The 23,067-nt window shown below is 57.0% G+C and carries 23 protein-coding genes and 1 tRNA gene; 10 read left to right on the top strand and 14 right to left on the bottom strand.

Translation table 11 applies throughout. The features are described 5' to 3' along the window. Positions 1–57 precede the first annotated feature (57 nt). From C7964_RS15600 to fabD, 8 genes are all read right to left on the bottom strand, one after another. On the bottom strand, positions 58–1,170 hold the full coding sequence (locus C7964_RS15600) for a phage portal protein (RefSeq protein ID WP_286163991.1): 1,113 nt from the start codon (positions 1,168–1,170) through the stop codon (positions 58–60). Positions 1,171–1,282: 112 nt separating this feature from the next. After that, complete coding sequence (locus C7964_RS15595; RefSeq protein ID WP_110280581.1) at positions 1,283–2,626, bottom strand: DNA-packaging protein; 1,344 nt, start codon at positions 2,624–2,626, stop codon at positions 1,283–1,285. Then, positions 2,550–2,900 (bottom strand): hypothetical protein, encoded by a 351-nt coding sequence (locus C7964_RS15590; RefSeq protein WP_110280580.1) that lies wholly within the window; start codon positions 2,898–2,900, stop codon positions 2,550–2,552. The genes C7964_RS15595 and C7964_RS15590 overlap by 77 nt, the downstream gene beginning before the upstream one ends. 170 nt (positions 2,901–3,070) lie before the next feature. Continuing rightward, on the bottom strand, positions 3,071–4,228 hold the full coding sequence (gene mltG, locus C7964_RS15585) for an endolytic transglycosylase MltG (protein WP_110280579.1): 1,158 nt from the start codon (positions 4,226–4,228) through the stop codon (positions 3,071–3,073). Next, positions 4,228–5,487, bottom strand: a complete 1,260-nt coding sequence (fabF, locus tag C7964_RS15580) for a beta-ketoacyl-ACP synthase II (RefSeq protein WP_110280578.1) — start codon at positions 5,485–5,487, stop codon at positions 4,228–4,230. The genes mltG and fabF overlap by 1 nt, the downstream gene beginning before the upstream one ends. A gap of 250 nt (positions 5,488–5,737) precedes the next feature. Then, entirely contained in the window at positions 5,738–5,971 is a 234-nt protein-coding gene (locus tag C7964_RS15575; protein WP_055293044.1) for an acyl carrier protein, read from the bottom strand. Between the two features lie 204 nt (positions 5,972–6,175). Then, a complete protein-coding gene (fabG, locus tag C7964_RS15570; protein WP_110280577.1) occupies positions 6,176–6,913 on the bottom strand; it encodes a 3-oxoacyl-[acyl-carrier-protein] reductase in 738 nt (245 codons plus the stop codon). Positions 6,914–6,932: 19 nt separating this feature from the next. Further along, on the bottom strand, positions 6,933–7,871 hold the full coding sequence (gene fabD / locus C7964_RS15565; protein ID WP_110280576.1) for an ACP S-malonyltransferase: 939 nt from the start codon (positions 7,869–7,871) through the stop codon (positions 6,933–6,935). 169 nt (positions 7,872–8,040) lie between these two features. Here fabD and C7964_RS15560 point away from each other — a divergent pair, with 169 nt between their 5' ends. Next, positions 8,041–9,219: a cytochrome b/b6 domain-containing protein gene (locus C7964_RS15560; protein ID WP_110280599.1), complete on the top strand. Its 1,179-nt coding sequence runs from the start codon at positions 8,041–8,043 to the stop codon at positions 9,217–9,219. 59 nt (positions 9,220–9,278) lie between these two features. Here C7964_RS15560 and C7964_RS15555 read toward each other — a convergent pair whose 3' ends face one another. Then, positions 9,279–9,860 (bottom strand): YceI family protein, encoded by a 582-nt coding sequence (locus tag C7964_RS15555; RefSeq protein ID WP_110280598.1) that lies wholly within the window; start codon positions 9,858–9,860, stop codon positions 9,279–9,281. Positions 9,861–10,040: 180 nt separating this feature from the next. After that, complete coding sequence (locus tag C7964_RS15550; protein WP_146214876.1) at positions 10,041–10,598, bottom strand: hypothetical protein; 558 nt, start codon at positions 10,596–10,598, stop codon at positions 10,041–10,043. A gap of 266 nt (positions 10,599–10,864) precedes the next feature. Here C7964_RS15550 and rpsF point away from each other — a divergent pair, with 266 nt between their 5' ends. From rpsF to C7964_RS15530, 4 genes are all read left to right on the top strand, one after another. Further along, positions 10,865–11,227 carry a 30S ribosomal protein S6 gene (gene rpsF, locus C7964_RS15545; RefSeq protein ID WP_110280574.1) on the top strand — a complete coding sequence of 121 codons (363 nt, stop codon included), beginning with the start codon at positions 10,865–10,867 and terminating at the stop codon, positions 11,225–11,227. Positions 11,228–11,254: 27 nt separating this feature from the next. Then, on the top strand, positions 11,255–11,482 hold the full coding sequence (gene rpsR / locus C7964_RS15540; protein WP_055293050.1) for a 30S ribosomal protein S18: 228 nt from the start codon (positions 11,255–11,257) through the stop codon (positions 11,480–11,482). A gap of 12 nt (positions 11,483–11,494) precedes the next feature. After that, on the top strand, positions 11,495–12,124 hold the full coding sequence (gene rplI, locus C7964_RS15535) for a 50S ribosomal protein L9 (protein WP_110280573.1): 630 nt from the start codon (positions 11,495–11,497) through the stop codon (positions 12,122–12,124). A gap of 129 nt (positions 12,125–12,253) precedes the next feature. Continuing rightward, complete coding sequence (locus tag C7964_RS15530; protein WP_110280572.1) at positions 12,254–12,826, top strand: hypothetical protein; 573 nt, start codon at positions 12,254–12,256, stop codon at positions 12,824–12,826. A gap of 51 nt (positions 12,827–12,877) precedes the next feature. Here the strand turns inward: C7964_RS15530 and C7964_RS15525 are convergent, their stop codons facing one another. The 4 genes from C7964_RS15525 to C7964_RS15510 form a co-directional block, all read right to left on the bottom strand. Further along, on the bottom strand, positions 12,878–13,357 hold the full coding sequence (locus tag C7964_RS15525) for a hypothetical protein (RefSeq protein ID WP_110280571.1): 480 nt from the start codon (positions 13,355–13,357) through the stop codon (positions 12,878–12,880). 160 nt (positions 13,358–13,517) lie between these two features. After that, positions 13,518–14,849, bottom strand: a complete 1,332-nt coding sequence (tig, locus tag C7964_RS15520; RefSeq protein ID WP_110280570.1) for a trigger factor — start codon at positions 14,847–14,849, stop codon at positions 13,518–13,520. A gap of 24 nt (positions 14,850–14,873) precedes the next feature. Continuing rightward, positions 14,874–14,958 (bottom strand) — tRNA-Leu (locus C7964_RS15515). Positions 14,959–15,044: 86 nt separating this feature from the next. Continuing rightward, positions 15,045–16,718 carry an NAD(P)H-hydrate dehydratase gene (locus C7964_RS15510; protein ID WP_110280569.1) on the bottom strand — a complete coding sequence of 558 codons (1,674 nt, stop codon included), beginning with the start codon at positions 16,716–16,718 and terminating at the stop codon, positions 15,045–15,047. A 174-nt stretch (positions 16,719–16,892) separates the two neighbouring features. Between C7964_RS15510 and C7964_RS15505 the strand changes: the two genes are divergently transcribed. The 5 genes from C7964_RS15505 (at position 16,893) to C7964_RS15485 (ending at position 23,011) form a co-directional block, all read left to right on the top strand. Continuing rightward, positions 16,893–17,231: a P-II family nitrogen regulator gene (locus C7964_RS15505; RefSeq protein ID WP_055293055.1), complete on the top strand. Its 339-nt coding sequence runs from the start codon at positions 16,893–16,895 to the stop codon at positions 17,229–17,231. Positions 17,232–17,264: 33 nt separating this feature from the next. Then, a complete protein-coding gene (gene glnA, locus C7964_RS15500; protein WP_110280568.1) occupies positions 17,265–18,671 on the top strand; it encodes a type I glutamate--ammonia ligase in 1,407 nt (468 codons plus the stop codon). A 329-nt stretch (positions 18,672–19,000) separates the two neighbouring features. Further along, positions 19,001–19,432 carry a universal stress protein gene (locus C7964_RS15495; protein WP_110280567.1) on the top strand — a complete coding sequence of 144 codons (432 nt, stop codon included), beginning with the start codon at positions 19,001–19,003 and terminating at the stop codon, positions 19,430–19,432. Positions 19,433–19,444: 12 nt separating this feature from the next. Further along, a complete protein-coding gene (locus tag C7964_RS15490) occupies positions 19,445–21,001 on the top strand; it encodes an alanine/glycine:cation symporter family protein (protein WP_110280566.1) in 1,557 nt (518 codons plus the stop codon). A gap of 162 nt (positions 21,002–21,163) precedes the next feature. After that, a complete protein-coding gene (locus C7964_RS15485) occupies positions 21,164–23,011 on the top strand; it encodes an extracellular solute-binding protein (protein WP_220000183.1) in 1,848 nt (615 codons plus the stop codon). Positions 23,012–23,067: the final 56 nt, after the last annotated feature.

The following is a 23,067-nucleotide window of genomic DNA, read 5'->3' as shown; positions in this document are numbered from 1 at the left end:
CTACCGCCCGCCGGCTCCTGAAGCCATCGTCCAAATGGACCAAGGGCCAATTAGCCACTAACAATCAAATTGGACCACATAGGTGGGGCTGATCACGGCAGAAAGCGCCGAAATCTGGTCCAGATCAGGGCGCAACGCCACCTCTTCGCCGCCATTATCAGACAGCCAGACCGCAATCGCGCTCAGCACGCGGGTGGCCAGTGGCAGCACTGTCAGGCGGTAGAAGGCGCGGTTGGCCTCTTGGTAATTGGCATAGGTCGCATCACCCGGAATCCCCAAGAGCATCGGCGGCACGCCATAGGCAATCGCGATCTCGCGCGCGGCGGCCTCTTTGGTTTTCTGGAATTCCATATCCGAGGGTGAAAACCCCATCGGTTTCCAATCCAGGCCCCCTTCCAGCAACATCGGCCTGCCCGCATTGCGCGCGCCCTGATGCTGGGTCTCCATCTCACCCAGCAACCGGTCATATTGATCCGCTGTCAGCGACGACTGCCCGTCCGCCCCGCGATAGACCAGCGCACCCGAGGGGCGTGCGGCATTGTCCAGCAAGGCCTTTGACCACCGCGACGCTGCATTATGCACATCAATCGCCGAGGCCGCCGCCTGTAGCGGTGAAAACCCGTAATGATCATCCTGCGGATGGAAACTCTTGATATGACAGATCGGGCTCAGCCCTTCGACCACCGCAAAGCGGTGTTTGCGTACGTTGACCATATATTCATAGCCCACAGGCCAACCGTCCGGTCCCGGCACCACAGACATACGATCCGACCGAAGCACATGCATCTCGACAGGCAGCCCCTCATCGGCCACAGCCTCCAGATAGCCATTGCCGGTCAGCAACACCTGCCCGAAGAGCGCCTCCAGCAACTCCGCCCGCCCCTGCCCTGCATTGGGGCGCGCCAACAGCGACTGGACTGGATGGGTATCATAGCGGCGCGTAGCGTCCTGTACGACAACTGGCAGGGCCGCCGCCGCCTCCGCAATCATCTTCACTGCCCGAAAGCCAATGGGATTGCCGGTGAAACCCGCCCGCGTCAGTGACACCACATCACGCGGCGACCAAGCAACGCGACCGGCACCGGACATCGCCATCACACGCCCCGTCGCCGAGGCTTTCACCTCGACAGGGGCCGCGTCTGGCTTGGTACGGTTTAAAAAATCAAACATTCAAAACTCCTGGTGCCGGTCGGTGGTGACCATCTGCAGTTCACGAAAAACAATTTGCCTGAGCCGGATTAGGAAATTGACACAGCAGCGCACGCACCGGCGCGCAACGCCTTCAAAGCGTACGAATACTGGGGTTGCGCCACTTTGCGGCGGGTTCGATCATCAGATCATAAAGCGCCCAGACAAGCGCATCGACACGGTCGGGCGATCCTTTCCCCTCATATCCCGCGCCGGTCATCTGCCCCATCTGGTCTTCCAGCGCAGAGAGGCCCAGCACATGCGCCACACGGCCCTGCTCATAGAGTGCCGCCACAGGTTCGGCGCGGGCAACCTTGCCTTTTGACGCATGAACGGAACGGTAGGGCACCATGCCATCCACACCGCGCAAGACGGCCTCAACCATATCACCGCCCTGATTGACCTCGGCCACCAGACGGTCGGCCCCGTGCCTGCGCATCGCGGCAATCGCAGCCTCGGCCCAGACTGTCGGACGTGCGGCCTTGATGCTGGCATCCTCCAAAACGACGGCGGTCCATTGATGCGGCGGCCCTTTCATATAGGCCCCCGCGACCACAATCCCGCAGGCGTCCGATCCCGCATGCGATGTGCCAGGCGGATCAATTGCCACGACAATGCGGTCAGGCCTTTGCACCTCGGCCACCTGACAACGCGCCAGATCATCCGATGACCACAACGCCCCCTCGACCTCGGTCAGCATCAGGCCTTCCATCTCCTGCCGCCCCAGCGAGGTGCCGCCATAGCGCCCCTCGATCTCGCGCAGGAAACTTGCCGCCAGATTTGCGCGGTTGGCCTGTGTAGGGGCGTGGGTGACAACGGTCGTGTCCATCTCCAGCAGATCGCGCAGTAGCTGCGATTTGCGCGGTGTTGTGGTCACACAGGCCCGCGGGCTGTCCCCCAGCCGCAGCGCAAACTGCAACATATCCCATGCCGCGTCCCCCTTGCGCCATTTCGCCAGTTCATCCGCCCAGACCGCATCAAACTGCGGCCCGCGCAGGCTATCGGGGTCGTGCGCGGAAAAGACCTGGGCCTCGGCCCCGTTGGGCCAGACCAACAGCCGCCGCCCCGCAATCCACAACGGGCGGCGGTCATCAGGGCAGACCGAAAGAATCCCGCTATCGCCAAAGACCATCACCTCGCGGGACTGATCCATCGTTTCGCCCACCAAAGCCACACGGCGCGCAGTGCCACGGGCATGGGGCGTCGGCCCTTCGACCATTCTGCGCACCCATTCGGCACCGGCGCGGGTTTTCCCCGCGCCGCGACCGCCCAAAATCACCCAAGTGCGCCAATCACCTTCTGGTGCGATCTGATGCGGCATGGCCCAGAAATCAAACAGATATGGCAATGCGCGCAGCTGCTCATCCGTCAGCATCCCCAAGAACGCCCTCTGCGATGAGGGCGTCGCGGAGGCGATCAAGTTGGCGCCCGATGTCATCCCTGATCGCGTCATAGTCGATGGCGTCTGCATCGGGGTCGGTTCCGATTTTGTCATGGAATTTATCCTCAGCGATCACCACCCGCAGGTGCGACGCATGTAAAAGATCAAGCTGTTTGTTGATGTCGTTCAGATTGCCGTAGGTGACCTTTTTCAGGTCATCAGCCATTTCGCGCAGCCTCTCGCGGACGTACCGCGACACGGCATCTATCTCGACGACCCTGTCGGATGCCGACTCGAGGCCATCCAGCCCTGTTTTATCTGGTGTATTCATTTTGAACTGACCTTGGGAAGGAAACTTCCGTTACGGTCGAGCGACCGGGATCACGTTCATTGATCCCCGTCTTCTAGCCTGTGTAAACTACGCCTGACACTACGATAAGTCAACAAAAATGGCGCCCCCAGAGGACGCGCCATTAAGAATTTGTTAACAAATATAGAATGTTACCCGTCGTTCGCGCGCTGCGCCTCGATCTCGCGCCAGCGGGCCACATTGCGGTTATGGTCATCCAGATTGGTCGCAAACGCGTGGCCACCGGTACCATCGGCCACAAAGAAAATATACTCGGTCGTATCAGGATCGAGCGCCGCTTCAATCGCCGCCTGTCCGGGGTTTGCAATGGGGGTTGGCGGCAGACCAGTGATCACATAGGTGTTCCACGGCGTTTCGCCGCGCAGTTCACTCTGGCGCAAACCACGGCCCAAGACACCTTCTCCGCGCGTGATGCCGTAAATCACCGTGGGGTCTGTTTGCAGGCGCATGCCAAGGTTCAAACGGTTCACAAAGACGCTCGACACCTGACGGCGCTCATCAGGTACGCTGGTCTCTTTTTCGATGATACTGGCAAGGATCAGCGCCTCTTCCGGGGTCTCCAACGGCAACCCGTCAACGCGGTTCTCCCATGCTTCGGCCAGAATCGCTGCCTGTGTTTCCTGCATCCGGTTCAGGATCGACGATACCGTATCGCCTGGCGTGAATTCGTAATCACGCGGGGCAAGGCTGCCTTCGGCTGGTGCCTCGGTCACATCCGCGACCAGACTGTCAATCTGTCCAAGCGCGTTCGCGATCTGCCAGCTGGTTGCACCCTCGGCAATAACAAGCCGGAACGTGGCACTGCCATCAGCCTTAGTGGCCTCATAGCTCGCGGGCGGTTCGGTCTCGCCCACCACAAAATCCGCCACCTCGATGAATTCATTGGTCGCAGGATCAAGTTCGCGCACATCGACAAGCGTCTGGTTGATCCCGACGCGATAGATCACCTCGGCACCGCACGTGTTGCGGCCACCACGGGTGACTATATCAACAATCTCTTCCATCGACGCCGCCGCAGGCACACGGAAGCGGCCGAATTTCAGATCATCGGATTTTTCGGTGTAATCCGCACCGACCTCAAAGATGAACGCCGAAGAAATCGCGCCCTGATCCACCAGATCATAACTCAGCGCCTTCATGCTGCCCCCGCGCGGCACCTCAAGACAAATGGCGGCGTCCAGCGGGCCCGCCGTGCGGTACTCTCGGCTTCCCCACGCAATAACGCCCGCGAGCAGGAACAGCCCGACAATCAGGAAAGTCAGTGCATTCGACGCGATATGACGCCACATTAATCCACTTTCCCGAAGACAACGCTGGCATTCGTGCCACCAAAGCCAAAGGAGTTTGACAGAGCGATATCAATCTTGGCGGGCTTCTTTTCGTTGGCGCAGAGATCGACCACGGTCTCGCAGTCCACATTATCAAGGTTGATTGTCGGCGGCGCGACCTGATCGCGGATCGCCAGGATCGAGAAAATCGCCTCAATCGCACCCGCAGCCCCCAAAAGGTGGCCGGTGGCCGATTTCGTGGAGGACATCTTCAAAGATGAAGCGGCGTCCCCCACCAGGCGCTCGACAGCACCCAGTTCAATCGTGTCTGCCATCGTCGACGTACCATGCGCGTTCACGTAGTTGATCTGGCTCGGATCAATCCCCGCGTTACGGCAGGCCGCGCGCATCGCACGTTCCGCGCCTTCATGGTCAGGTGGTGGCGCGGTGATGTGGTAGGCGTCACCGCTCAGTCCATAGCCCAACACCTCGGCGTAAATCTTGGCACCGCGCGCTTTGGCGTGTTCGTATTCTTCCAGCACCACAATGCCGGCACCTTCGCCCATTACAAATCCGTCGCGGTCAGCGTCCCAAGGGCGACTGGCTTTGGTCGGATCATCATTATGCTTTGTGCTCAACGCCTTGCAGGCATTAAATCCGGCAATCCCCAGTTCGCAAATCGCCGCCTCGGCACCACCGGCAATCATGACATCCGCATCACCATGCTGGATCAGACGCGACGCATCACCGATCGCATGGGCACCTGTCGAACAGGCCGTCACCACCGCATGGTTCGGGCCACGGAACCCGTATTTGATGGACACCTGACCGGAAATCAGGTTGATCAGCGCACCCGGCACAAAGAACGGCGATACGCGGCGCGGGCCTTTCTCGGCCATCATCACGGCGGTATTGGCAATCGAATTCAGACCACCAATGCCCGAGCCGATCATCACGCCCGTGCGTTCCAGATCCTCACGATCCTCAGGGGCCCAACCGGAGTCCTCAATCGCCTGCTGCGCCGCCGCCATACCAAAGATGATAAAGGTATCAACTTTGCGCTGCTCTTTGGGATCAAGATATTTGTCGGCGTTGAATGTCCCGTCGGTTCCGTCGCCCAAAGGCACTTCGCAGGCATATTGCGTGCTCAGCCGGCTTGGGTCAAAGCCGGTAATCGTACCGGCACCGGACTGGCCAGCCAGAATGCGCTCCCATGACTTTTCCACACCATCTGCAAGGGGTGTGACCAACCCCAGACCTGTCACAACAACACGACGCATATTTTGCCCTCACCTCTTGGCGTATTTGCCGACACTGATAGCCCAGCCAAGGGCCAAGGGGCAAGTGCAGCAATCTTGATCGGCAAGGATTGCACCAATTGCAGAAAGCGTCCTGTTCGCTCTTTGATGAAAAATGCGCCAGAGACTGATTCCACTGCCGCGCATCCCGCCGATCCGCGAATGACAGACTACCCCACAAAAGCAAAACGGCGCCCCGAGGGACGCCGTTTCACAAAACCGGATCTAACGCTTAGCTTGCGCCGTCGATGAACTTAACCGCATCACCGAATGTCTGGATGGTTTCTGCAGCATCGTCAGGAATCTCGATCCCGAACTCTTCTTCGAAAGCCATAACCAGCTCAACAGTGTCGAGGCTGTCTGCACCCAGATCATCAATAAAGGACGCAGCTTCCGTCACTTTGTCTTCTTCAACACCAAGATGCTCTACAACAATCTTGCGTACGCGGTCTGCAACGTCGCTCATATTAAATCCTTACGTTTCTGTGGGCTCTCACCCGTTGTTCCCTAGGCTTGTGCCTAAATTTATGCGCCCTTGACGGGTCGCAGCCTTATCTGCCCTGCACAACAATTGACGTGGCGTCACATGCACCGTTCAGCAAATCTGCGTGGCCTATAGCAGAGAATACCCGCTTGGCAAACGCTTTCAATCACCGAAAGTGATGATCTTCTAGATCATGGCCATCCCGCCATTCACATGCAAGGTGGTCCCTGTCGTATAAGCAGCCTCGGGACTGGCAAGATAAAGCACCGCTGCCGCGATTTCCTCGGCCTCGCCCATCCGCCCTGCAGGAACCTGCGCGAGGATACCGGACTTCTGATCATCGGTCAGCTTGTCCGTCATCGCCGTCGTGATGAAACCGGGGGCGACGCAGTTCACCGTTATGCCACGGCTTGCCACTTCGTAAGCGATGGATTTTGACATCCCCACCATACCCGCTTTCGAGGCCGCATAGTTGGCCTGCCCCGGATTGCCTGTTGCCCCCACAACGGACGAGATATTCACGATCCGTCCCCAACGCGCTTTCATCATCCCACGGATCACGCCCTTGCACAGACGCATCGTCGAGGTCAGGTTAACCTCCAGCACCGACGACCATTCCTCATCGGACATGCGCATGAAGATGTTGTCGCGTGTGATACCCGCATTGTTGACCAGAATATCGACCGATCCCATCAGGTCAGCGGCCTGTTTGGGCAGCGCTGTCACCGCTTCGGCATCGCTCAGGTTACACGGCAACACATGCGCGCGCTCCTCCAAGGACGCGGCCAGCTCTTCCAGCGGGGCCATACGGGTGCCCGACAAGGCAACGGTCGCGCCCGCATCGTAAAGCGCCTTGGCAATCGCGCCACCGATGCCACCGGATGCACCCGTTACAAGCGCATTCTTTCCATTCAGATCAAACATTTATACGTCCTTCTTCAACTTATGCTTTGATAGCAGCAACCGCTGCAACCACATCTTCAGGTGTGCTCACCGCCACCGCGTTGATCCCCCGATCAATCCGCTTGACCATGCCTGACAGGGCTTTGCCCGCCCCGATCTCGCAGACCTCGGTTACGCCTTGGGCGGCCATATACATCACGCTTTCACGCCAGCGCACCGAGCCTGTCACCTGCTCTACCAGCAAACGGCGGATCATTGCCGGGTCATTGACCGCTTCGGCCAGCACATTGGACACCACAGGCACCTTGGGCTGCGCGATCTCGACCGCATCCAGCGCAAGCGCCATCGCATCGGCGGCGGGTTGCATCAGGCTACAATGGAAAGGCGCGCTGACTGGCAAAAGCAAAGCGCGCTTGGCGCCTTTGGCCTTGGCAATCTCGACGGCCCGTTCAACAGCTGCCTTATGACCCGACACAACCACCTGAGCGGGATCATTGTCATTAGCGGCCTGACACACGTCGCCCTGCGCGGCCTCTTCGGCGACCGCTTTCACAGCCGCAAAATCCAGCCCCAAAATCGCGGCCATCGCGCCGATGCCCACAGGCACCGCCTCTTGCATCGCGATGCCGCGTGCGCGCAGCAAACGGGCCGCATCTGCGACAGTGAACGCACCTGCCGCCGCAAGCGCAGAATATTCCCCGAGTGAATGACCTGCCACAAATGATGCGGCCTCAACAGTCACACCCTCTGCCTCAAGCGCACGCATCACGGCTATCGAGGTCGCCATCAACGCAGGCTGTGCATTCGCTGTCAGTGTCAGCGCGTCCAGTTCACCCCCCCAGATCAGACCAGAAAGATCCTCCCCGAGCGCCTCATCCACCTCATCAAAGACGGCCTTGGCCGCCGGATAAGCATCAGCAAGGGCCTTACCCATCCCGATTGTCTGTGCACCCTGCCCCGGAAATACAAATGCGCGCATGAAGCGTCCCCCAATCATTGCCTTTTATTGCCATGACGCTTACCGCGCCGCGCCCGTCTGCACAAGCAAACACGAAACTGCACAGCACCAAGAGCACAGGCGCACAGAACGTGCCCTTTGCATGATGACCAGACATGTTACCTATCCTGAAACTTTTTTGGAGATTGTTATGTCAGGCACGCAAACCTACGGTACAGTTACGAAAACCTTTCATTGGCTCACGGCACTATTGATCATCACCATCGTGCCGCTTGGGGTGGTTGCCTATAACCTGCCCTACGAAACAAACGAGCAGCTGGCCCTGAAAGCACAGCTGTTTTCATATCACAAAACACTGGGGGTGATCGTCTTTGCCGTGGCCCTGGCGCGCATTGTCTGGGCATTTACCCAGACCAAACCGGCCCCGCTGCACCCTGAACGCAAATCCGAAACCTGGCTTGCCGAGACGGTACACTGGCTCCTTTATATCTCGCTGGTGGCTGTGCCGCTGACCGGTTGGATCCACCACGCCGCGACCGAAGGCTTTGCACCGATCCTGCTGCCCATCAGCCAGGACCTGCCCTTTGTGCCCAACGACGAAGCCGTTGCAAAACTCTTTGGTGGTCTGCACTGGCTGTGGAGCAAGATCATGGTTGGTTCAATTCTGCTGCATATCGCAGGCGCGCTCAAACACGTGTTCATCGACAAAGATGCCACCCTGCGCCGCATGTGGTTCGGCAAAAGCGAAGCTGCTGGCCTTGGTCGCCATGTTGGCACATGGACAGCACCTGTTGCAGCGGTCGCACTCTATGTTGCACTAACAGGTGCAGGCGCGGCAGCAGGCCTCTACGCTGCACCTTCAACTGCCGAACGGATTGAACTTGCCGAAGTATCCTCGGACTGGACCGTGACCGAAGGGTCCATCAACCTCACAATCACGCAGTTCGGCAGCGCTGTCAGCGGCAGCTTCGCGGATTGGACCTCTGCGATCAGCTTTGATGAGACCGCAAGCGGCGTCATGGGATCGGTTGAAACAACCATTTCCATTGGGTCCCTGTCGCTGGGTTCTGTCACGGGCCAGGCGCTGGACGCAGATTTCTTCAATGCCGCGACATTCCCCACAGCGGTCTTTACGGCCGACATTCTGGCAGATGGTGACGCCTATGTGGCTGATGGCACGCTGACGATCAAAGACATCACAGCACCGCTTGCCTTGCCGTTCTCGCTGACACTTGAAGACGACACGGCCACGATGAATGGGTCCATCACCATTGACCGGCGGACGTTTCAAATCGGCCAGAGCATGAGCGACGAAAGCAACCTCGCCTTCCCTGTGCAGGTTGATATCACCCTCACCGCAACCCGCTAAACGAAAAAAGCCGCGCTCCGATATGGAGCGCGGCCTGATTGTTCCGTCAGACGGTGAGCTTATTCAGCTGCTTGCATCGCCTCGATGGAAATCATGACTTCCACTTCATCGCTGACAAATGGTGCAAAAGCGCCCACTTCGAAATCGGACCGCAGCAGTGTTGTTGTCGCGTCAAAACCTGCCCACGGCATTTCGGCCATCGGGTGCATGCCAACCTGGTTCAGCTTGGCATCCAGGACAACAGCTTTCGTGATGCCGTTCAGTGTCAGATCACCCGTGATCAACGCTGTGTCTTCGCCTGTCACCTCAATCCCTGTGGATGTGAATGTCACCATTTCGTCTTCGGCAGCGTCGAAGAAATCACCGCTCATAAAGTGCTGAAAACGCTCTTCCCAACCTGTCAGCATGGTGCGCACAGGGAAAGAAACGTTGACAGAGGATGCCGCGGGATCTTCCTGGTTGAATGCGATCTCGCCTTCAAATCCGGAGAACATGCCGTAGGTTGTCGAATATCCAAGGTGGTCGTAGCTGAAGACAATCTGGCTGTGGCTCGCATCCAGCACGTAGTTTTGTGTTGTTGCAAATGCGGGTGTTGTCAGGGTCGCAGCAGCAAGTGCCGCGGAGGTCAAAAGGGTTTTCATGAGGCTTCTCCAAGCTGAAAAATGTTTCGTGGGCTTGAGATAGCCAATCTGGTTTTGGTTCCTAGCTTCAAAAACGAACAGAGTCTGTTCACGGATACGCAGGATCACGACGCACGCACTCGCCGAAACAAAAAAGGCCGCCCCTTTCGGACGGCCCATGTCATTGGCGACAGTGCGTTCTTACAACAAGTCACTCGCCAACCGGTCCCGCAACGGGAGCAATTGCGCCTCTGTGCCTCTTGCAATGCTGATCGCATGGGCGGAATCGTTGTAGCCCAGCAAAAGCTGTGACTGACCGGTGCTTTCATCCAGCTCCAGATAGATGCCACTGATTTCGTCGAATGTATAAAGCCCCACGGTTGTCGGACTGCCGAAACGGTTGTTCACAACCTCGCGGATTTCGCGCGCTTTGGTGTCGATATGGACATCCGCAATCGTGCCACGGCTGGCAAACCACAAAAGATAGAACCCGATCGCCCCCATCAACACGGCAGCACCGATGCGCATAAAGCCAAAATTACCATCAAAGAAGAGGGTCGGCAGAACCAGAACGCCCAAAGTTGCCGTCACCAGACAAACGCCAAAAAAGAAACTGATCGCCTGCCCCAGCATCACTGAAACAGGCGCGGCGTCGGATGAGCGGACCTTATAGCCCCAAAACTGATCTTCGGTCGCAAACGGGGCCGCACGCGCAACGTGATTAACAAAGCCGCCAGCGGTGATGTTCATATCTGTCATTCTGCCCACTCCAAACTTATTGATGACATGATGCCCTGCAATCCGGGCAATAAAGCGGCAAGCACAAGGCGAGGTTAAGAAATCCCCGATTGTTGCGAAAAGGCTGCTTTTCTGGGGCATTCATGGCTTGCGCCACGGGAATTCACCTGTATAAGACGCCATCCTTGCTGCAAAACGTATGAACTGCGCAGGCTCTCGTGGATGGGACGCATGCAAGGGGAACCGCCCATCCTTTGAAATGCGCTGATAAATGAACTGGAGTTCACATGCCGCTATACGAGCATGTCATGATTGCGCGTCAGGACTTGTCCAACACGCAAGCTGAAGGCCTCATCGAACATTTCGGAACCGTCCTTGCCGACAACGGCGGCAAGCTGCTGGATAACGAATACTGGGGCGTCAAAACGATGGCCTACAAGATCAACAAGAACCGCAAGGGCCACTATGCCCTGCTGCGCACAGATGCGCCTGCTCCTGCTATTCAGGAAATGGAACGCCTGATGCGTCTGCACGAAGACGTCATGCGCGTGCTCACCATCAAGGTCGACGCACACGAAGAAGGCCCTTCCGTGCAAATGCAAAAGCGCGAAGAGCGCGGTGACCGTGGCGAACGCCGCGAGCGTCGCTAATCGTTGATCTGAGAAAGGACATCAATCATGGCAACCAAACCATTTTTCCGTCGTCGTAAGTCCGATCCGTTTGAAGGCGAAAACGCCCCGAAGATCGACTACAAAGACACTCGCCTTTTGCAGCGCTACATCTCTGAGCGCGGCAAAATCGTTCCCGCCCGTATCACTGCTGTTGGTGCAAAAAACCAGCGCGCTCTCGCCCGTGCGATCAAGCGTGCCCGTTTCCTTGCCCTGCTGCCATACGCCGTAAAATAAGGAAATCATCCCATGGATATCATCCTCCTTGAGCGCGTTGCAAAGCTGGGTCAGATGGGCGAAGTCGTCTCTGTCAAAGAAGGCTACGCACGCAACTTCCTGCTGCCACAGGGCAAAGCCCTGCGCGTAAACGCAGCAAACCTTGCCCGTTTCGAGGCCGAAAAAGCCCAGATGGAAGCACGCAACCTTGAAACCAAAAAAGAAGCCGAAGCGCTGGCTGCAAAGCTGGACGGTGAGAAATTCATCGTGATCCGCTCTGCATCCGACGCAGGTTCGCTTTACGGTTCTGTCACAACACGTGACGCCGCAGAAGCCGCCACTGCAGCCGGTTACTCGGTCGACAAAAAGCAGGTTGTTCTGCTTGGCGCGATCAAAGAACTTGGCCTGCACGATGTTTCGATCAACCTGCACCCCGAAGTCACAGCCACGATCACACTGAACGTCGCACGTTCCGTGGAAGAAGCTGAACTTCAGGAAGCCGGCAAATCCATTGCAGAGCTTGCAGCAGAAGAAGAAGCAGCAGCTGAATTCGAAATTCAGGAACTGTTTGACGATATCGGTGCTGCAGCATCTGACGACGATGAACTGGCAGAAACTGCCGGTGTCGACGCAAATGCGGATGACGCAAACGAAGAGAAGTGACTTATTTTCATCTGACAAATTCAAAGGCCGCTCCATTCGGGGCGGCCTTTTTCGTTTCGCGATTCTCTCATTCACGAAATCTTAGTGCGCTGTGGCGATAACACGTGACACAACGAGAAAGGAGCAGGAATGAAAACGCTATCACTTGGCCTCGTGGTCATGATCACCGCGACACAACCACTTTACGCAGACGGAACACAGCAGGCGATGGAGGCGTTCATGACCTCCCAAATCATGCCTTGGGCCTCAGACCCCGTCTTGATTGCTGCGATTGAGGCGCAAAACACGACGACATCCAGCTACGATCAAGCAGAGATTGATATGCTTGATCAGCTTTGGCGCGGTTACGCGGCAAGCGGCGATGGCGACCTTATAAATAAAGTCCTTCAGAACGCGGCAGCCGACTTTCTGCGCGCACAGGTAAGCAAGTCAGGCGGCGCCATTACCGAAATCTTCATCATGGACGCGCGCGGCCTGAACGTTGCAGCATCATCTGTGACTTCCGACTACTGGCAAGGTGACGAGGCTAAGTTTCAGGAAACCTATCAGGTTGGGCCAACGGCCGTGCATTTCGGGGACGTTGAACTCGACGATTCAACGCAGCAGGTTCAGGGACAGGTGTCGATGACCATGACAGATCACGACACCGGTCAGCCGATTGGCGCAATGACAATCGGGATCAATCTGACGTCCTTGATGTAGACGGAATTGCGCATCTGACCGAAGGCACAGGATGCACCGCAAGCGGGCATCCTAACGGTCGAATGTCTCCAGTTCCAGCCGCGCGTTGCAATACGCGCCATCATAGGTCCCGATCCAGATGTCGATCCGTCCATCGACAGGGCGCGTCAGGGTGATCTTGGGGTCAAGATTACCATTGTCGTCATCGTCGTAATACCAATTGGCAGAGGCTGTGTTGATCAAAAGTGCCGCATCACATTCACTGACCACCCGCAGTTCAAGCCGATAGGGGTTCATATTGCTCAACTGAAAGGAAAAGTCCGGCGCGGTCGGAAAATATCCTGCCCCCGTGTCGGTCCCGGGACGCACATTTGGACAATCCCAGATATAATTATCCCCTCCGGCAACAACATCGAAAGACCGCGGCGTATAAAGTTGCTGGCCGGTCGCCTGATAAGAGGCTTGTGGCGCGACATTGAAATTCGGGCACGCCGCGGCACTCCCCGCCATTCCGACAATCGCACAAACGGACAATACGGTTAGTTTTCCCATTATCTGGCTCCTTCACTTGATGCCGCAAGCATAAAGTCGGAAAACTGAAAAAGTACCTGCATTTAAAGGCAGTCTGGGGCAAGTAAGGATCGGGCCGCAATCATCTCACGAAAAAGGGCGCCGCAACGGGCGCCCTCTCTTATTCGATATTGCTGAAAACCTATTCTTCTTCGAGCTTCTCGACAGCCTTCTGAAGGTCTTCTTTGCTGACCTCTTTGTCGGTCACGGCCGCCTGCGCAAGGATGTGGTCAACAACCTTGTCTTCGAACATCGGCGCCTGCAACTGCTGGCGGAACTGCGCGTTCTGCTGAACAAACTCGAAGAAATGACGCTCTTGACCCGGGTACTGACGCGCCTGGTTCATGATCGCCTGTGTCATCTCCTGATCGGTCACCTTCACTTCAGCCTTCTGGCCGATGTCAGCCAGCAACAGACCCAGCTTTACGCGGCGCTCGGCCAGCTTGATGTGCTCGCCGGTTGGCTTGATCTCGGGATGATCATGGCCTTCGACCTCGGGGTTTTCTTCATGCCACAACTGATGCGCAATCTGGTTGGCTTCCGCCTCGACCAGCAACGCTGGCAGGTCGAATTTGACCTTCTTGTCGAGCGCATCCAGCAAGCCACGCTTTGCAATTGCACGGGACGCGCCAGAGTATTCCGCTTCCAGACGCTCTGTGATCTGACCCTTCAGCGCTTCAAGATCCTCGGCACCGAACTTTTTGGCCAGGTCGTCATCCAGCTTTGGCTTCTTTGGGCCGCGGACTTCTTTGATTGTGCATGAGAAGACAGCTTTCTTGCCAGCAAGGTTTTCTGCCTGATAATCCTCAGGGAAGGTAACCTCGACGTCTTTCTCGTCGCCCGCTTTCACTTTCAACAGGCCGTCTTCAAAGCCGGGAATGAACGAGTTTGACCCCAGGACAAGCGGGTAATCTTCGGCTGCACCACCATCAAAGGGCTCGCCGTCGATCTTGCCGACGAAATCCAGAACAACCTGATCGCCGTCCTTGGCTTGCGTCTTTTTCGCCTCATAGGTCACGGCCTGTGGGCTCTCGGCAAGGTTCTCGAGCGCTTCTTTGACAGAGGCCTCATCCGCCTTCACGATCAGGCGTTCAAGCTTGACCTTGCTGAAATCAACGTCCTCGATCTCTGGCAGCTTCTCGTAAGAGACTGAAATCTCGACGTCGTCGCCTTCTTTCCAGTCTTCGTTGGTCATTTTCATCTCGGGTTGGGCCGCAGGACGATCACCGGTTTCTTCCAGATGCGATGACAGCGCGCCGTCGATCGCCTCTTGCATGCTCTCGCCCATCAGGCGCTGGCCGAATTGCTTGCGCAGCAATGCCATCGGCACTTTGCCTTTGCGGAAACCTTTCATTTCGACCGAAGGCTGTGCCTCTTTCAGCTTCTCTTCAACCTTGGCGTCCAGTTCGGCCGCCGTGACGGTGATCGCATACTCGCGCTTGAGGCCTTCGTTCAGGGTCTCGGTGACCTTCATGTGCTGTCCTTCTTTTTTCAAACTTGGTGCGGGTGAAGGGACTCGAACCCCCACGCCTTGCGGCGCCAGAACCTAAATCTGGTGCGTCTACCAATTCCGCCACACCCGCATGATCAAAAGGGGCTGGATTGCGCCAGCCCCGGTTTGCGCGCTGTCTAGCAAAGGAAACGGGGGGATGCGAGAGGAAAAATCGCGTTAAATGCCCAATGCACGAAAGACTTTGGGCAGTTCTTCGGGAAGGTCCTCGGCAATCAGGCCCGGACCGAAGGAGAGCGCGCATTCGGTGTGCAGCCAGGCACCGGATTCGGCGGCTTGCATCGGAGCGAACCCCCGCGCCAAAAGGCCGGTGATAAAGCCTGCCAAAACATCGCCCGATCCGGCGGTCGCCAGCCAAGGCGCGCTGCGTTCATAGACGGATGCATTGATGCTGCAGCGCCCATCCGGTGCGGCAATCACCGTATCGGGCCCTTTGAACAGAACGACACACCCGGCCCGCTTGGCCGCGTCGCGCGTAGCATCCACCTTGGAATAGGCCGGGCCCTTGATCGCAGGTGCCGCCAGCTTTTCCGCAATGTCCGGAAACAACCGCGCAAACTCGCCCGCATGGGGCGTCAAAACACACCTGTCATGTAACATCGCGAAGAGAGGCGCATCGCGCCCGATGAGCGTCAGGGCATCCGCATCCAGCACCATCGCCCGGCCGCTCTTCAAGCCTGCCTCGATGAGGCTACGGCTTTCATCGCTCACGCCCATGCCGGGGCCAAGGCAAAGAGCGTTAATGCGCGCATCACTCAATGCATCGTCAAGCGCGTCGGCGTCCCCCAGCTTGCGTAGCATGATCGCGTTGAGTTGCGCCGCATTCTCGATCAAGGCCGCAGGCGGACAGCCAATCGTGACTGCCCCTGCCCCAACGCGCAACGCGCCACGGGCAGCAAGGCGCGCAGCACCGCCTTTGCCGACGCTGCCCGAGAGGATGAGGGCATGACCATAGTTATACTTGTGGGGTAGATCTTCGCTGAATTTGCCCAACAAACTCCAGCCACGATCAGGCTCATACCACCAGCATGGGATCAAGCGCGGCACAACAGTCAAGTCAATGCTTCTTTTCTTGCTGTTCCTACTAGGTCGAACACCCAATTCAATCAGAGCTGAGTGCCGATCCAAACCAATATCAGAAACTACGGTTTTTCCACAGACATCAGGCCCGTCGCACAAATAGTGGCCAGCTTTAGCAAACTGAAACGTGACAGTTAGAGAAGGTCTAATCAGCGGAAGGTAAGCGTCATCCGAACCATGTAGCAGCATTCTGCCGCTGTCTGAACAGCACCCTGACGGCATATCAACGGATACAACTCGTTCGATTGCGCATGCATCGTTAACGGTTTTTGCGATACCCTGATCAATAGCTCTGGTTAGTCCGGTGCCAAACAAGGCGTCGACCGCAAGATCATAGTCGCTTTTCCAAGTATTGAATGCGTCAATTCGGGAAACCTCCCCCATTCCCCCCCAACGCTCATAATTCACCCGCGCATCCGGCGGCAACTTCTCCGCATCCCCATAAAGAAAGACCTCAACATGCCACCCCGCCTCTCTGAGCAGCCGCGCGACAACAAACCCATCACCGCCGTTATTACCCGGCCCACACAGAACCACCGCACGATGCAGTCCCTGCTCATCATTTTGCAGGAAATACTCCGGGGGTTTGGGGGCTGGCCCCCAAGATGGTGCCAACTCCGGCCATTCCTCAAAAATAGCTGCGACGACGCCCCGCCCCGCGCGCTCCATCAATTCCAGTCCGGTCACCTCGCCCGAGGTGATCGCGGCCGCTTCGATGGCGCGCATTTGGGCAGCGGTGAGTAGTTCGGTCATGGTTTCAGCACCAAAAGTTTACAAATCGCCCATCAATCAATCTAGTTGCACAAATTTTAAGCATTGCACACAGTTTCCCCCGACCAGCCTGCCTTGAGGTTCCACGACGAATTGTCCCTATGCAAGAGAAATGGTCTGACCACTGACGAAACACACAAGGGGGAGTCGCGAGCGATGAAAAAAATCGAAGCGATCATTAAGCCATTCAAGCTCGACGAAGTGAAGGAAGCCTTGCAAGAGGTGGGCGTCCAGGGCCTGTCTGTCGTCGAAGTCAAAGGGTTCGGCCGCCAGAAAGGGCACACCGAACTTTACCGCGGTGCTGAATACGTAGTCGACTTTTTGCCCAAAGTGAAAATCGAGGTCGTCCTGGCTGACGACCAGGTCGATGCGGCCATTGAAGCCATTATTGGCGCCGCGAAAACCGACAAGATTGGCGACGGCAAGATCTTTGTATCGTCAGTCGAACAAGCCATCCGCATCCGCACCGGCGAAGCCGGCGACGATGCACTCTAACCAGTAACGACGCTACAAAAAAGGACATCATAGATGGACAACAAGGCTGTTCTAAAACTGATCAAAGACGAGGAAGCCGACTACGTCGACATCCGCTTCACTGATCCACGCGGCAAACTGCAACACGTGACTGTTGTGGCCGATCTCGTTGACGAAGACTTCCTCGAAGAAGGCTTCATGTTCGACGGGTCATCTATCGCCGGTTGGAAATCTATCGATCAGTCCGACATGAAACTGATGCCACAGGCCGAAAGCGCCTACGTCGATCCTTTCTATGCAGAAAAGACAGTCTGCATTAACTGCAACATCGTCGAACCCGACACGATGGAACCTTACGACCGCGACCCACGCGGTACAGCCGTCAAGGCCGAAGAATACCTCAAGGCTTCGGGCATCGGTGACACCGCATACTTTGGTCCAGAAGCAGAATTCTTCGTCTTTGACGATGTGCGCTTTCAGGTGTCCATGAACAAAGTGTCCTATCAGGTCGACGCAATCGACGGCGCATGGAACACAGACACCGAGTACGAGATGGGCAACACAGGCCACCGTCCCGGCGTCAAGGGCGGTTACTTCCCTGTGAACCCCATCGACGACGCGCAGGAAATGCGCTCCGAGATGCTGTCCACCATGAAGCGCATGGGCATGAAGGTCGACAAGCACCACCACGAAGTGGCGTCTTGCCAGCACGAACTTGGCCTGATCTTCGGCACGCTGACACATCAGGCGGACGAGCTGCAGAAGTACAAGTACGTCATCCACAACGTGGCACAGGCCTACGGCAAATCAGCGACATTCATGCCCAAGCCCATCGCAGGCGACAACGGCACCGGCATGCACGTCAACATGTCGATCTGGAAAGACGGCAAGCCGCTCTTTGCTGGTGACAAATATGCTGACCTGTCACAGGAAGCGCTCTACTTCATCGGCGGTATCCTCAAGCACGCCAAAGCGCTGAACGCGATCACAAACCCGTCCACAAACAGCTACAAGCGTCTGATCCCAGGCTTCGAAGCCCCCGTTCTGCGCGCTTACTCTGCACGTAACCGTTCGGGTTGTGTCCGTATCCCATGGGCTGAAAGCCCCAAGGCAAAGCGCGTCGAGGCCCGTTTCCCCGATCCCGCAGCCAACCCTTACCTGTGCTTTGCAGCACTGTTGATGGCTGGCCTTGACGGCATCAAGAACAAGATCGACCCAGGCCCCTCTTCCGACAAAGACCTTTACGATCTGCCACCGGAAGAACTGGCAGCGATCCCAACGGTCTGTGGCTCACTGCGCGAAGCGCTGGAAGCACTGGAAGCGGATCACGAATTCCTGCTGGCCGGCGACGTCTTCACCAAAGACCAGCTGGAAGGCTACATGGAGCTGAAGTGGGAAGAGGTCTACGCCTACGAGCACACACCGCACCCAGTTGAATACAAGATGTACTACAGCTGCTAATTTCCCAAGTTTAAGAAAGCCCCGTCAGAGAAATCTGGCGGGGCTTTTTTGTTTCTTTTCACAAACCGCGCCGTTTGTATCTGCCGGATATCACGCATAGCCGTCTTGCTTTGAGTTTATGGGCACATGGTGCCCATCACCCAAAACACCACACTTATTAGGCAACTCGCGTCAGACTGCCGCATTTTTGGGCAAAAGAGGGCGCACAACCATAGACCTATGTGCCCTCCTTCGTTACGCTTTCCCTCAGGCCGACAGAAAATATTTGCCCCTCGGGGTGAATTGCACCACGAAGCCTGATCATAAGACAAATGAACAGGGACAGAATTATGAAACTCGTTATTGGATTAGACGGGCGAAGCTCGGGAGAGAAAGCCCTCGCCTTTGCCAAAAACCTGGCGAAGAAAGCCGATGATTGTGAATTGATCGTCGTCTATGTGATCGAATGGTCGCCGTTTTCATTTCAAACTGCGGCTGAGAATGCGGAACGTCACAAGCGGCGCGAAGAGGAAATCGCGATCGCCCGCGAGCGGGTTGTCGATCCGGCTGTGGCCGATCTCAAAGCTGCGGGGCTGAATGCCCGCGCCATTGTGCGCCACGGCGATGTGGCCGACACAATCGACAGCATCGCGCATTCCGAAGACGCTTCCCAGATTGTTGTCGCCCGTTCGAGCGATGGTGGCCTGACATCACGCATCTTTGGCAGTTCAACCGCAAATCTCGTGATGAACGCACGCGTTCCTGTCACCGTCGTCGCATAAGGAGCAGTCCAGATGAAAAAATTTCAAGCTATTTTCTTTACGTTGATTGCTTCGCTGGCTCTGGCTGTTCCCGCGCGGGCACAAGAAGCGGCCCTGTCTCTCGATGCCCGCGTAAACGAGGCGTTTGCAAACGCCACGGGTTGGTTCGTTAACTTCATCTTCATGTCGATCCCCGGTACGAATTTTCCCTGGATCGTCATGTGGTTGGTGGTCGGTGCCACTGTTTTCACAATTTACTTTGCCGCCGTACAGTTCCGGTTCTTCGGCCACGCGATCGCGCTGGTAAAGGGCGATTATTCAGACCCCAAGGATGCAGGCGAGGTCAGCCACTTTCAGGCGCTGGCAACCGCACTGTCCGGGACTGTCGGACTTGGGAACATCGCCGGTGTTGCTGTGGCCGTCGGCATCGGTGGTCCGGGCGCGACTTTCTGGATGATCCTCGCGGGTCTGCTGGGCATGGCGTCCAAGTTCACCGAATGTACGCTGGGTGTGAAATACCGCAACGAATACCCCGATGGCACCGTGTCAGGTGGCCCGATGTATTACATCTCCAAGGGTTTTGACGAGCTGGGACTGCCCGGGGGGAAAGTCCTTGCTGTGATGTTCTCGATCTTCTGTATCCTCGGCGCTCTGGGTGGCGGTAATATGTTCCAGGCCAACCAGGCCCATGCGCAGATCACGCAGATCACTGGTGATTTCCCGGGTTGGATCACAGGGATTGTCTTTGCCGCGATCGTCTTTGCGGTCATCGTGGGTGGGATCAAATCCATCGCGCGGGTGACTGAAAAAGTCGTTCCCTTCATGGGCATCCTGTATGTCGGTGCGGCCATTGTTGTGTTGATCGTCAACTACGAGATGATCGGCTGGGCCTTTGGTCAGATCTTTGCCGGTGCCTTCACAGGTCTGGGCGTTGCAGGCGGTTTCGTCGGCGCGCTGATCCAGGGTTTCCGCCGTGCGGCGTTCTCGAACGAAGCGGGCGTGGGTTCCGCGGCGATTGCGCACTCTGCGGTGAAAACAAATGAACCCATCACCGAAGGGTTTGTGTCCTTGCTCGAGCCACTGATCGACACGGTTGTGATTTGTACAATGACCGCCTTGGTCATCATCATCTCCCAGCAGCTGATCATTGATCAGGCAACAGGTAACTACATGCTGAACGAAGCAGGCACAGCGATTGCAACGATTGATGGCAACAGCGGTGTTGCACTAACATCCGCCGCCTTCGGTTCTGCCATCAGCTGGTTCCCCTATGTTCTTTCATTGGCCGTGATCCTGTTTGCCTTCTCGACCATGATCTCGTGGTCATACTACGGGTTGAAAGCCTGGACCTACCTCTTCGGCGAAGGCAAAACCACAGAGCTGGTCTTCAAGATCATCTTCTGCATCTTCATCGTGATCGGGGCAGCCGCAAGCCTTGGCCCTGTGATTGACTTCTCGGATGCCGCGATCTTTGCCATGGCAGTGGTGAACATCTTCTGCCTCTACTTCCTGATGAAAGTGGTGCGCAAAGAGCTGAACTCTTACAGTGCCCGCCTGAAATCAGGCGAGATCAAGAAGTTCACGCACTAACAAGTGTGACATGAATGAAAGGGGCCGCGGTGCATGCCGCGGCCTTTTTTCGTGGCGCGGGGCTGGCTTGCCCACAGGACTGTGACAATCCACCCCCCTTCAATGCCTTGACACAACACCGCATCAGGTCACTCTGTGACCGGTTCCCACCGGAGGCATATGATGAAGAATTTCCCCGTCACGCTTACCCTGATCGCCCTGACGACACCCGCATTCGCCGATGTCACAATCAGCCACGGCTTTTCGACCTTCGGTGATCTGAAATACGGCCCGGATTTCACGCATTTCGACTATGCCAACCCCGACGCCCCCCAAGGCGGCACCATGAGCCAGCGCCAGCTCTTCGGCACCCCGACTTTTGACAGCCTGAACGCCTTCATCATCAAAGGCGACAGCGCCCCCGAGGTCAGTGTTCATATCTATGACAGCCTGATGGTGCGCGCCAATGACGAACCCGATGCGCTCTACGGGTTGATTGCGGAAACCATCGAATACCCCGATGATTTTTCATATGTCGTCTTCAACATGCGCCCCGAGGCCCGTTTCCATGACGACACCCCCGTCACCGCCGCCGATGTCGTGTTCACGATCAACGCGCTGCAAACCGAAGGGCACCCCTACTATCGCAACCTCTTGTCCGATGTGACCGCCGTGACCGCGGAAAGCGCGACCCGCGTCCGCTTTGATCTGGCCCCCGGTGCGGGAAGCGGTCTTTTGGGCAGTGTCGCGGAACTGCCCGTGCTGCCTGCACATTTTTATGACACCGTGGATTTCGCCGAAAGCTGGATGGATATCCCCCTTGGGTCCGGCCCTTACGAGGTCACGACCGTGGATGCCCCACGCACCATCACTTTCTGCAAAGACCCCGATTACTGGGGTGCGGACCTGCCCGTAAACACAGGCCGCAACAACTTCGACTGCTTTACTTACGAATACTTCGTCGATGATACCGTGGGGCTCGAGGCCTTTGCCGCCGGTGAATACCATATGCGTGTCGAATACCGCTCGGCCTCTTGGGCGACAGGCTATGATTTTCCTGCAGCACAGCGCGGCTGGGTCCAGCAACTCTTGATCCCCGATGGCCGCCCCGCCAATGCCCAAGGTATCTGGTTCAACATGCGTAATCCCGTGCTGCAAGATATCCGCGTGCGCCAGGCCCTTGAATATGCGTTCAATTTCGAATGGACGAATGACACGATTTTCTATGGCACCTATACCCGCAACGACAGTTTCTTTGAAAACACCGATATGCAGGCGACAGGTTTTCCCGAAGGCGCGGAACTGGCACTGTTAGAGGAATTCCGCGACCAGCTCCTGCCGGAAATCTTTACGGAACCTGCCCATGTCCCCAACCCCGGCAGCGACCGCCCCCGCGACCGTGGTGATCTGCGCAGGGCGGGCGAGCTTCTTGAGGCCGCGGGCTGGACTGTGGGCGATGACGGGATGCGCCGCAACGCAGCCGGCGAGATCCTGCACCTTGAATTCCCCGACAGCAGCCGCAGTCTTGAGCGGATCATGATCCCCTATACCGAAAATCTCAAAGCCCTTGGCATTGATGCAGAATTCGAAGTGATCGACCCAAGCGCGTGGACCCAGCGCAGGCAGGCATTCGATTTCGATCTGTCCTCGACCGCATGGTCCGTCGCCACGACACCGGGGGCAGAATTGCGCGCCTTTTACGGGTCTGCCGCCGCCGGTGCGGAAGGCAGCAACAACCTGACAGGCCTTGCCGATCCTGTGGTGGACGCGCTGATCGAAAAGGTCGTCGTGGCCAGCACCCGCGAAGAGCTCACCACCGCTGTGCGCGCGCTTGACCGCGTCCTGCGCTCCAAACATATCTGGATTGGCGGCTGGAACCTCGGGGCGCACCGTGTGGCGGTCTGGGATATCTTCGGCATGCCCGAAACGCCTGCCCCTTATGATTTCTTCCGCAACGTCGATTTCTGGTGGTTTGAACGCGACAAATACGATGCTTTGGTGGCTGAAGGGGCACTCGACGGCGGATTGTGATCGAAACCCGGGATTTTTCGCGCGCCGCCAAACGATTGCGGTATAGGCTGAGGGCA

It is taken from the genome of Loktanella sp. PT4BL, from assembly GCF_003201935.1.
Taxonomy (GTDB): domain Bacteria; phylum Pseudomonadota; class Alphaproteobacteria; order Rhodobacterales; family Rhodobacteraceae; genus Yoonia.
This window is presented reverse-complemented; position numbering and strand designations above follow the sequence as displayed.

Bases quoted from the DNA above. Each gene is read 5' to 3' on its own strand.
- C7964_RS15600 (WP_286163991.1), bottom strand. From the start codon at position 1,170: ATGTTTGATTTTTTAAACCGTACCAAGCCAGACGCGGCCCCTGTCGAG.
- C7964_RS15595 (WP_110280581.1), bottom strand. From the start codon at position 2,626: ATGACATCGGGCGCCAACTTGATCGCCTCCGCGACGCCCTCATCGCAG.
- C7964_RS15590 (WP_110280580.1), bottom strand. From the start codon at position 2,900: ATGAATACACCAGATAAAACAGGGCTGGATGGCCTCGAGTCGGCATCC.
- mltG (WP_110280579.1), bottom strand. From the start codon at position 4,228: ATGTGGCGTCATATCGCGTCGAATGCACTGACTTTCCTGATTGTCGGG.
- fabF (WP_110280578.1), bottom strand. From the start codon at position 5,487: ATGCGTCGTGTTGTTGTGACAGGTCTGGGGTTGGTCACACCCCTTGCA.
- C7964_RS15575 (WP_055293044.1), bottom strand. From the start codon at position 5,971: ATGAGCGACGTTGCAGACCGCGTACGCAAGATTGTTGTAGAGCATCTT.
- fabG (WP_110280577.1), bottom strand. From the start codon at position 6,913: ATGTTTGATCTGAATGGAAAGAATGCGCTTGTAACGGGTGCATCCGGT.
- fabD (WP_110280576.1), bottom strand. From the start codon at position 7,871: ATGCGCGCATTTGTATTTCCGGGGCAGGGTGCACAGACAATCGGGATG.
- C7964_RS15560 (WP_110280599.1), top strand. From the start codon at position 8,041: ATGTCAGGCACGCAAACCTACGGTACAGTTACGAAAACCTTTCATTGG.
- C7964_RS15555 (WP_110280598.1), bottom strand. From the start codon at position 9,860: ATGAAAACCCTTTTGACCTCCGCGGCACTTGCTGCTGCGACCCTGACA.
- C7964_RS15550 (WP_146214876.1), bottom strand. From the start codon at position 10,598: ATGACAGATATGAACATCACCGCTGGCGGCTTTGTTAATCACGTTGCG.
- rpsF (WP_110280574.1), top strand. From the start codon at position 10,865: ATGCCGCTATACGAGCATGTCATGATTGCGCGTCAGGACTTGTCCAAC.
- rpsR (WP_055293050.1), top strand. From the start codon at position 11,255: ATGGCAACCAAACCATTTTTCCGTCGTCGTAAGTCCGATCCGTTTGAA.
- rplI (WP_110280573.1), top strand. From the start codon at position 11,495: ATGGATATCATCCTCCTTGAGCGCGTTGCAAAGCTGGGTCAGATGGGC.
- C7964_RS15530 (WP_110280572.1), top strand. From the start codon at position 12,254: ATGAAAACGCTATCACTTGGCCTCGTGGTCATGATCACCGCGACACAA.
- C7964_RS15525 (WP_110280571.1), bottom strand. From the start codon at position 13,357: ATGGGAAAACTAACCGTATTGTCCGTTTGTGCGATTGTCGGAATGGCG.
- tig (WP_110280570.1), bottom strand. From the start codon at position 14,849: ATGAAGGTCACCGAGACCCTGAACGAAGGCCTCAAGCGCGAGTATGCG.
- C7964_RS15510 (WP_110280569.1), bottom strand. From the start codon at position 16,718: ATGACCGAACTACTCACCGCTGCCCAAATGCGCGCCATCGAAGCGGCC.
- C7964_RS15505 (WP_055293055.1), top strand. From the start codon at position 16,893: ATGAAAAAAATCGAAGCGATCATTAAGCCATTCAAGCTCGACGAAGTG.
- glnA (WP_110280568.1), top strand. From the start codon at position 17,265: ATGGACAACAAGGCTGTTCTAAAACTGATCAAAGACGAGGAAGCCGAC.
- C7964_RS15495 (WP_110280567.1), top strand. From the start codon at position 19,001: ATGAAACTCGTTATTGGATTAGACGGGCGAAGCTCGGGAGAGAAAGCC.
- C7964_RS15490 (WP_110280566.1), top strand. From the start codon at position 19,445: ATGAAAAAATTTCAAGCTATTTTCTTTACGTTGATTGCTTCGCTGGCT.
- C7964_RS15485 (WP_220000183.1), top strand. From the start codon at position 21,164: ATGAAGAATTTCCCCGTCACGCTTACCCTGATCGCCCTGACGACACCC.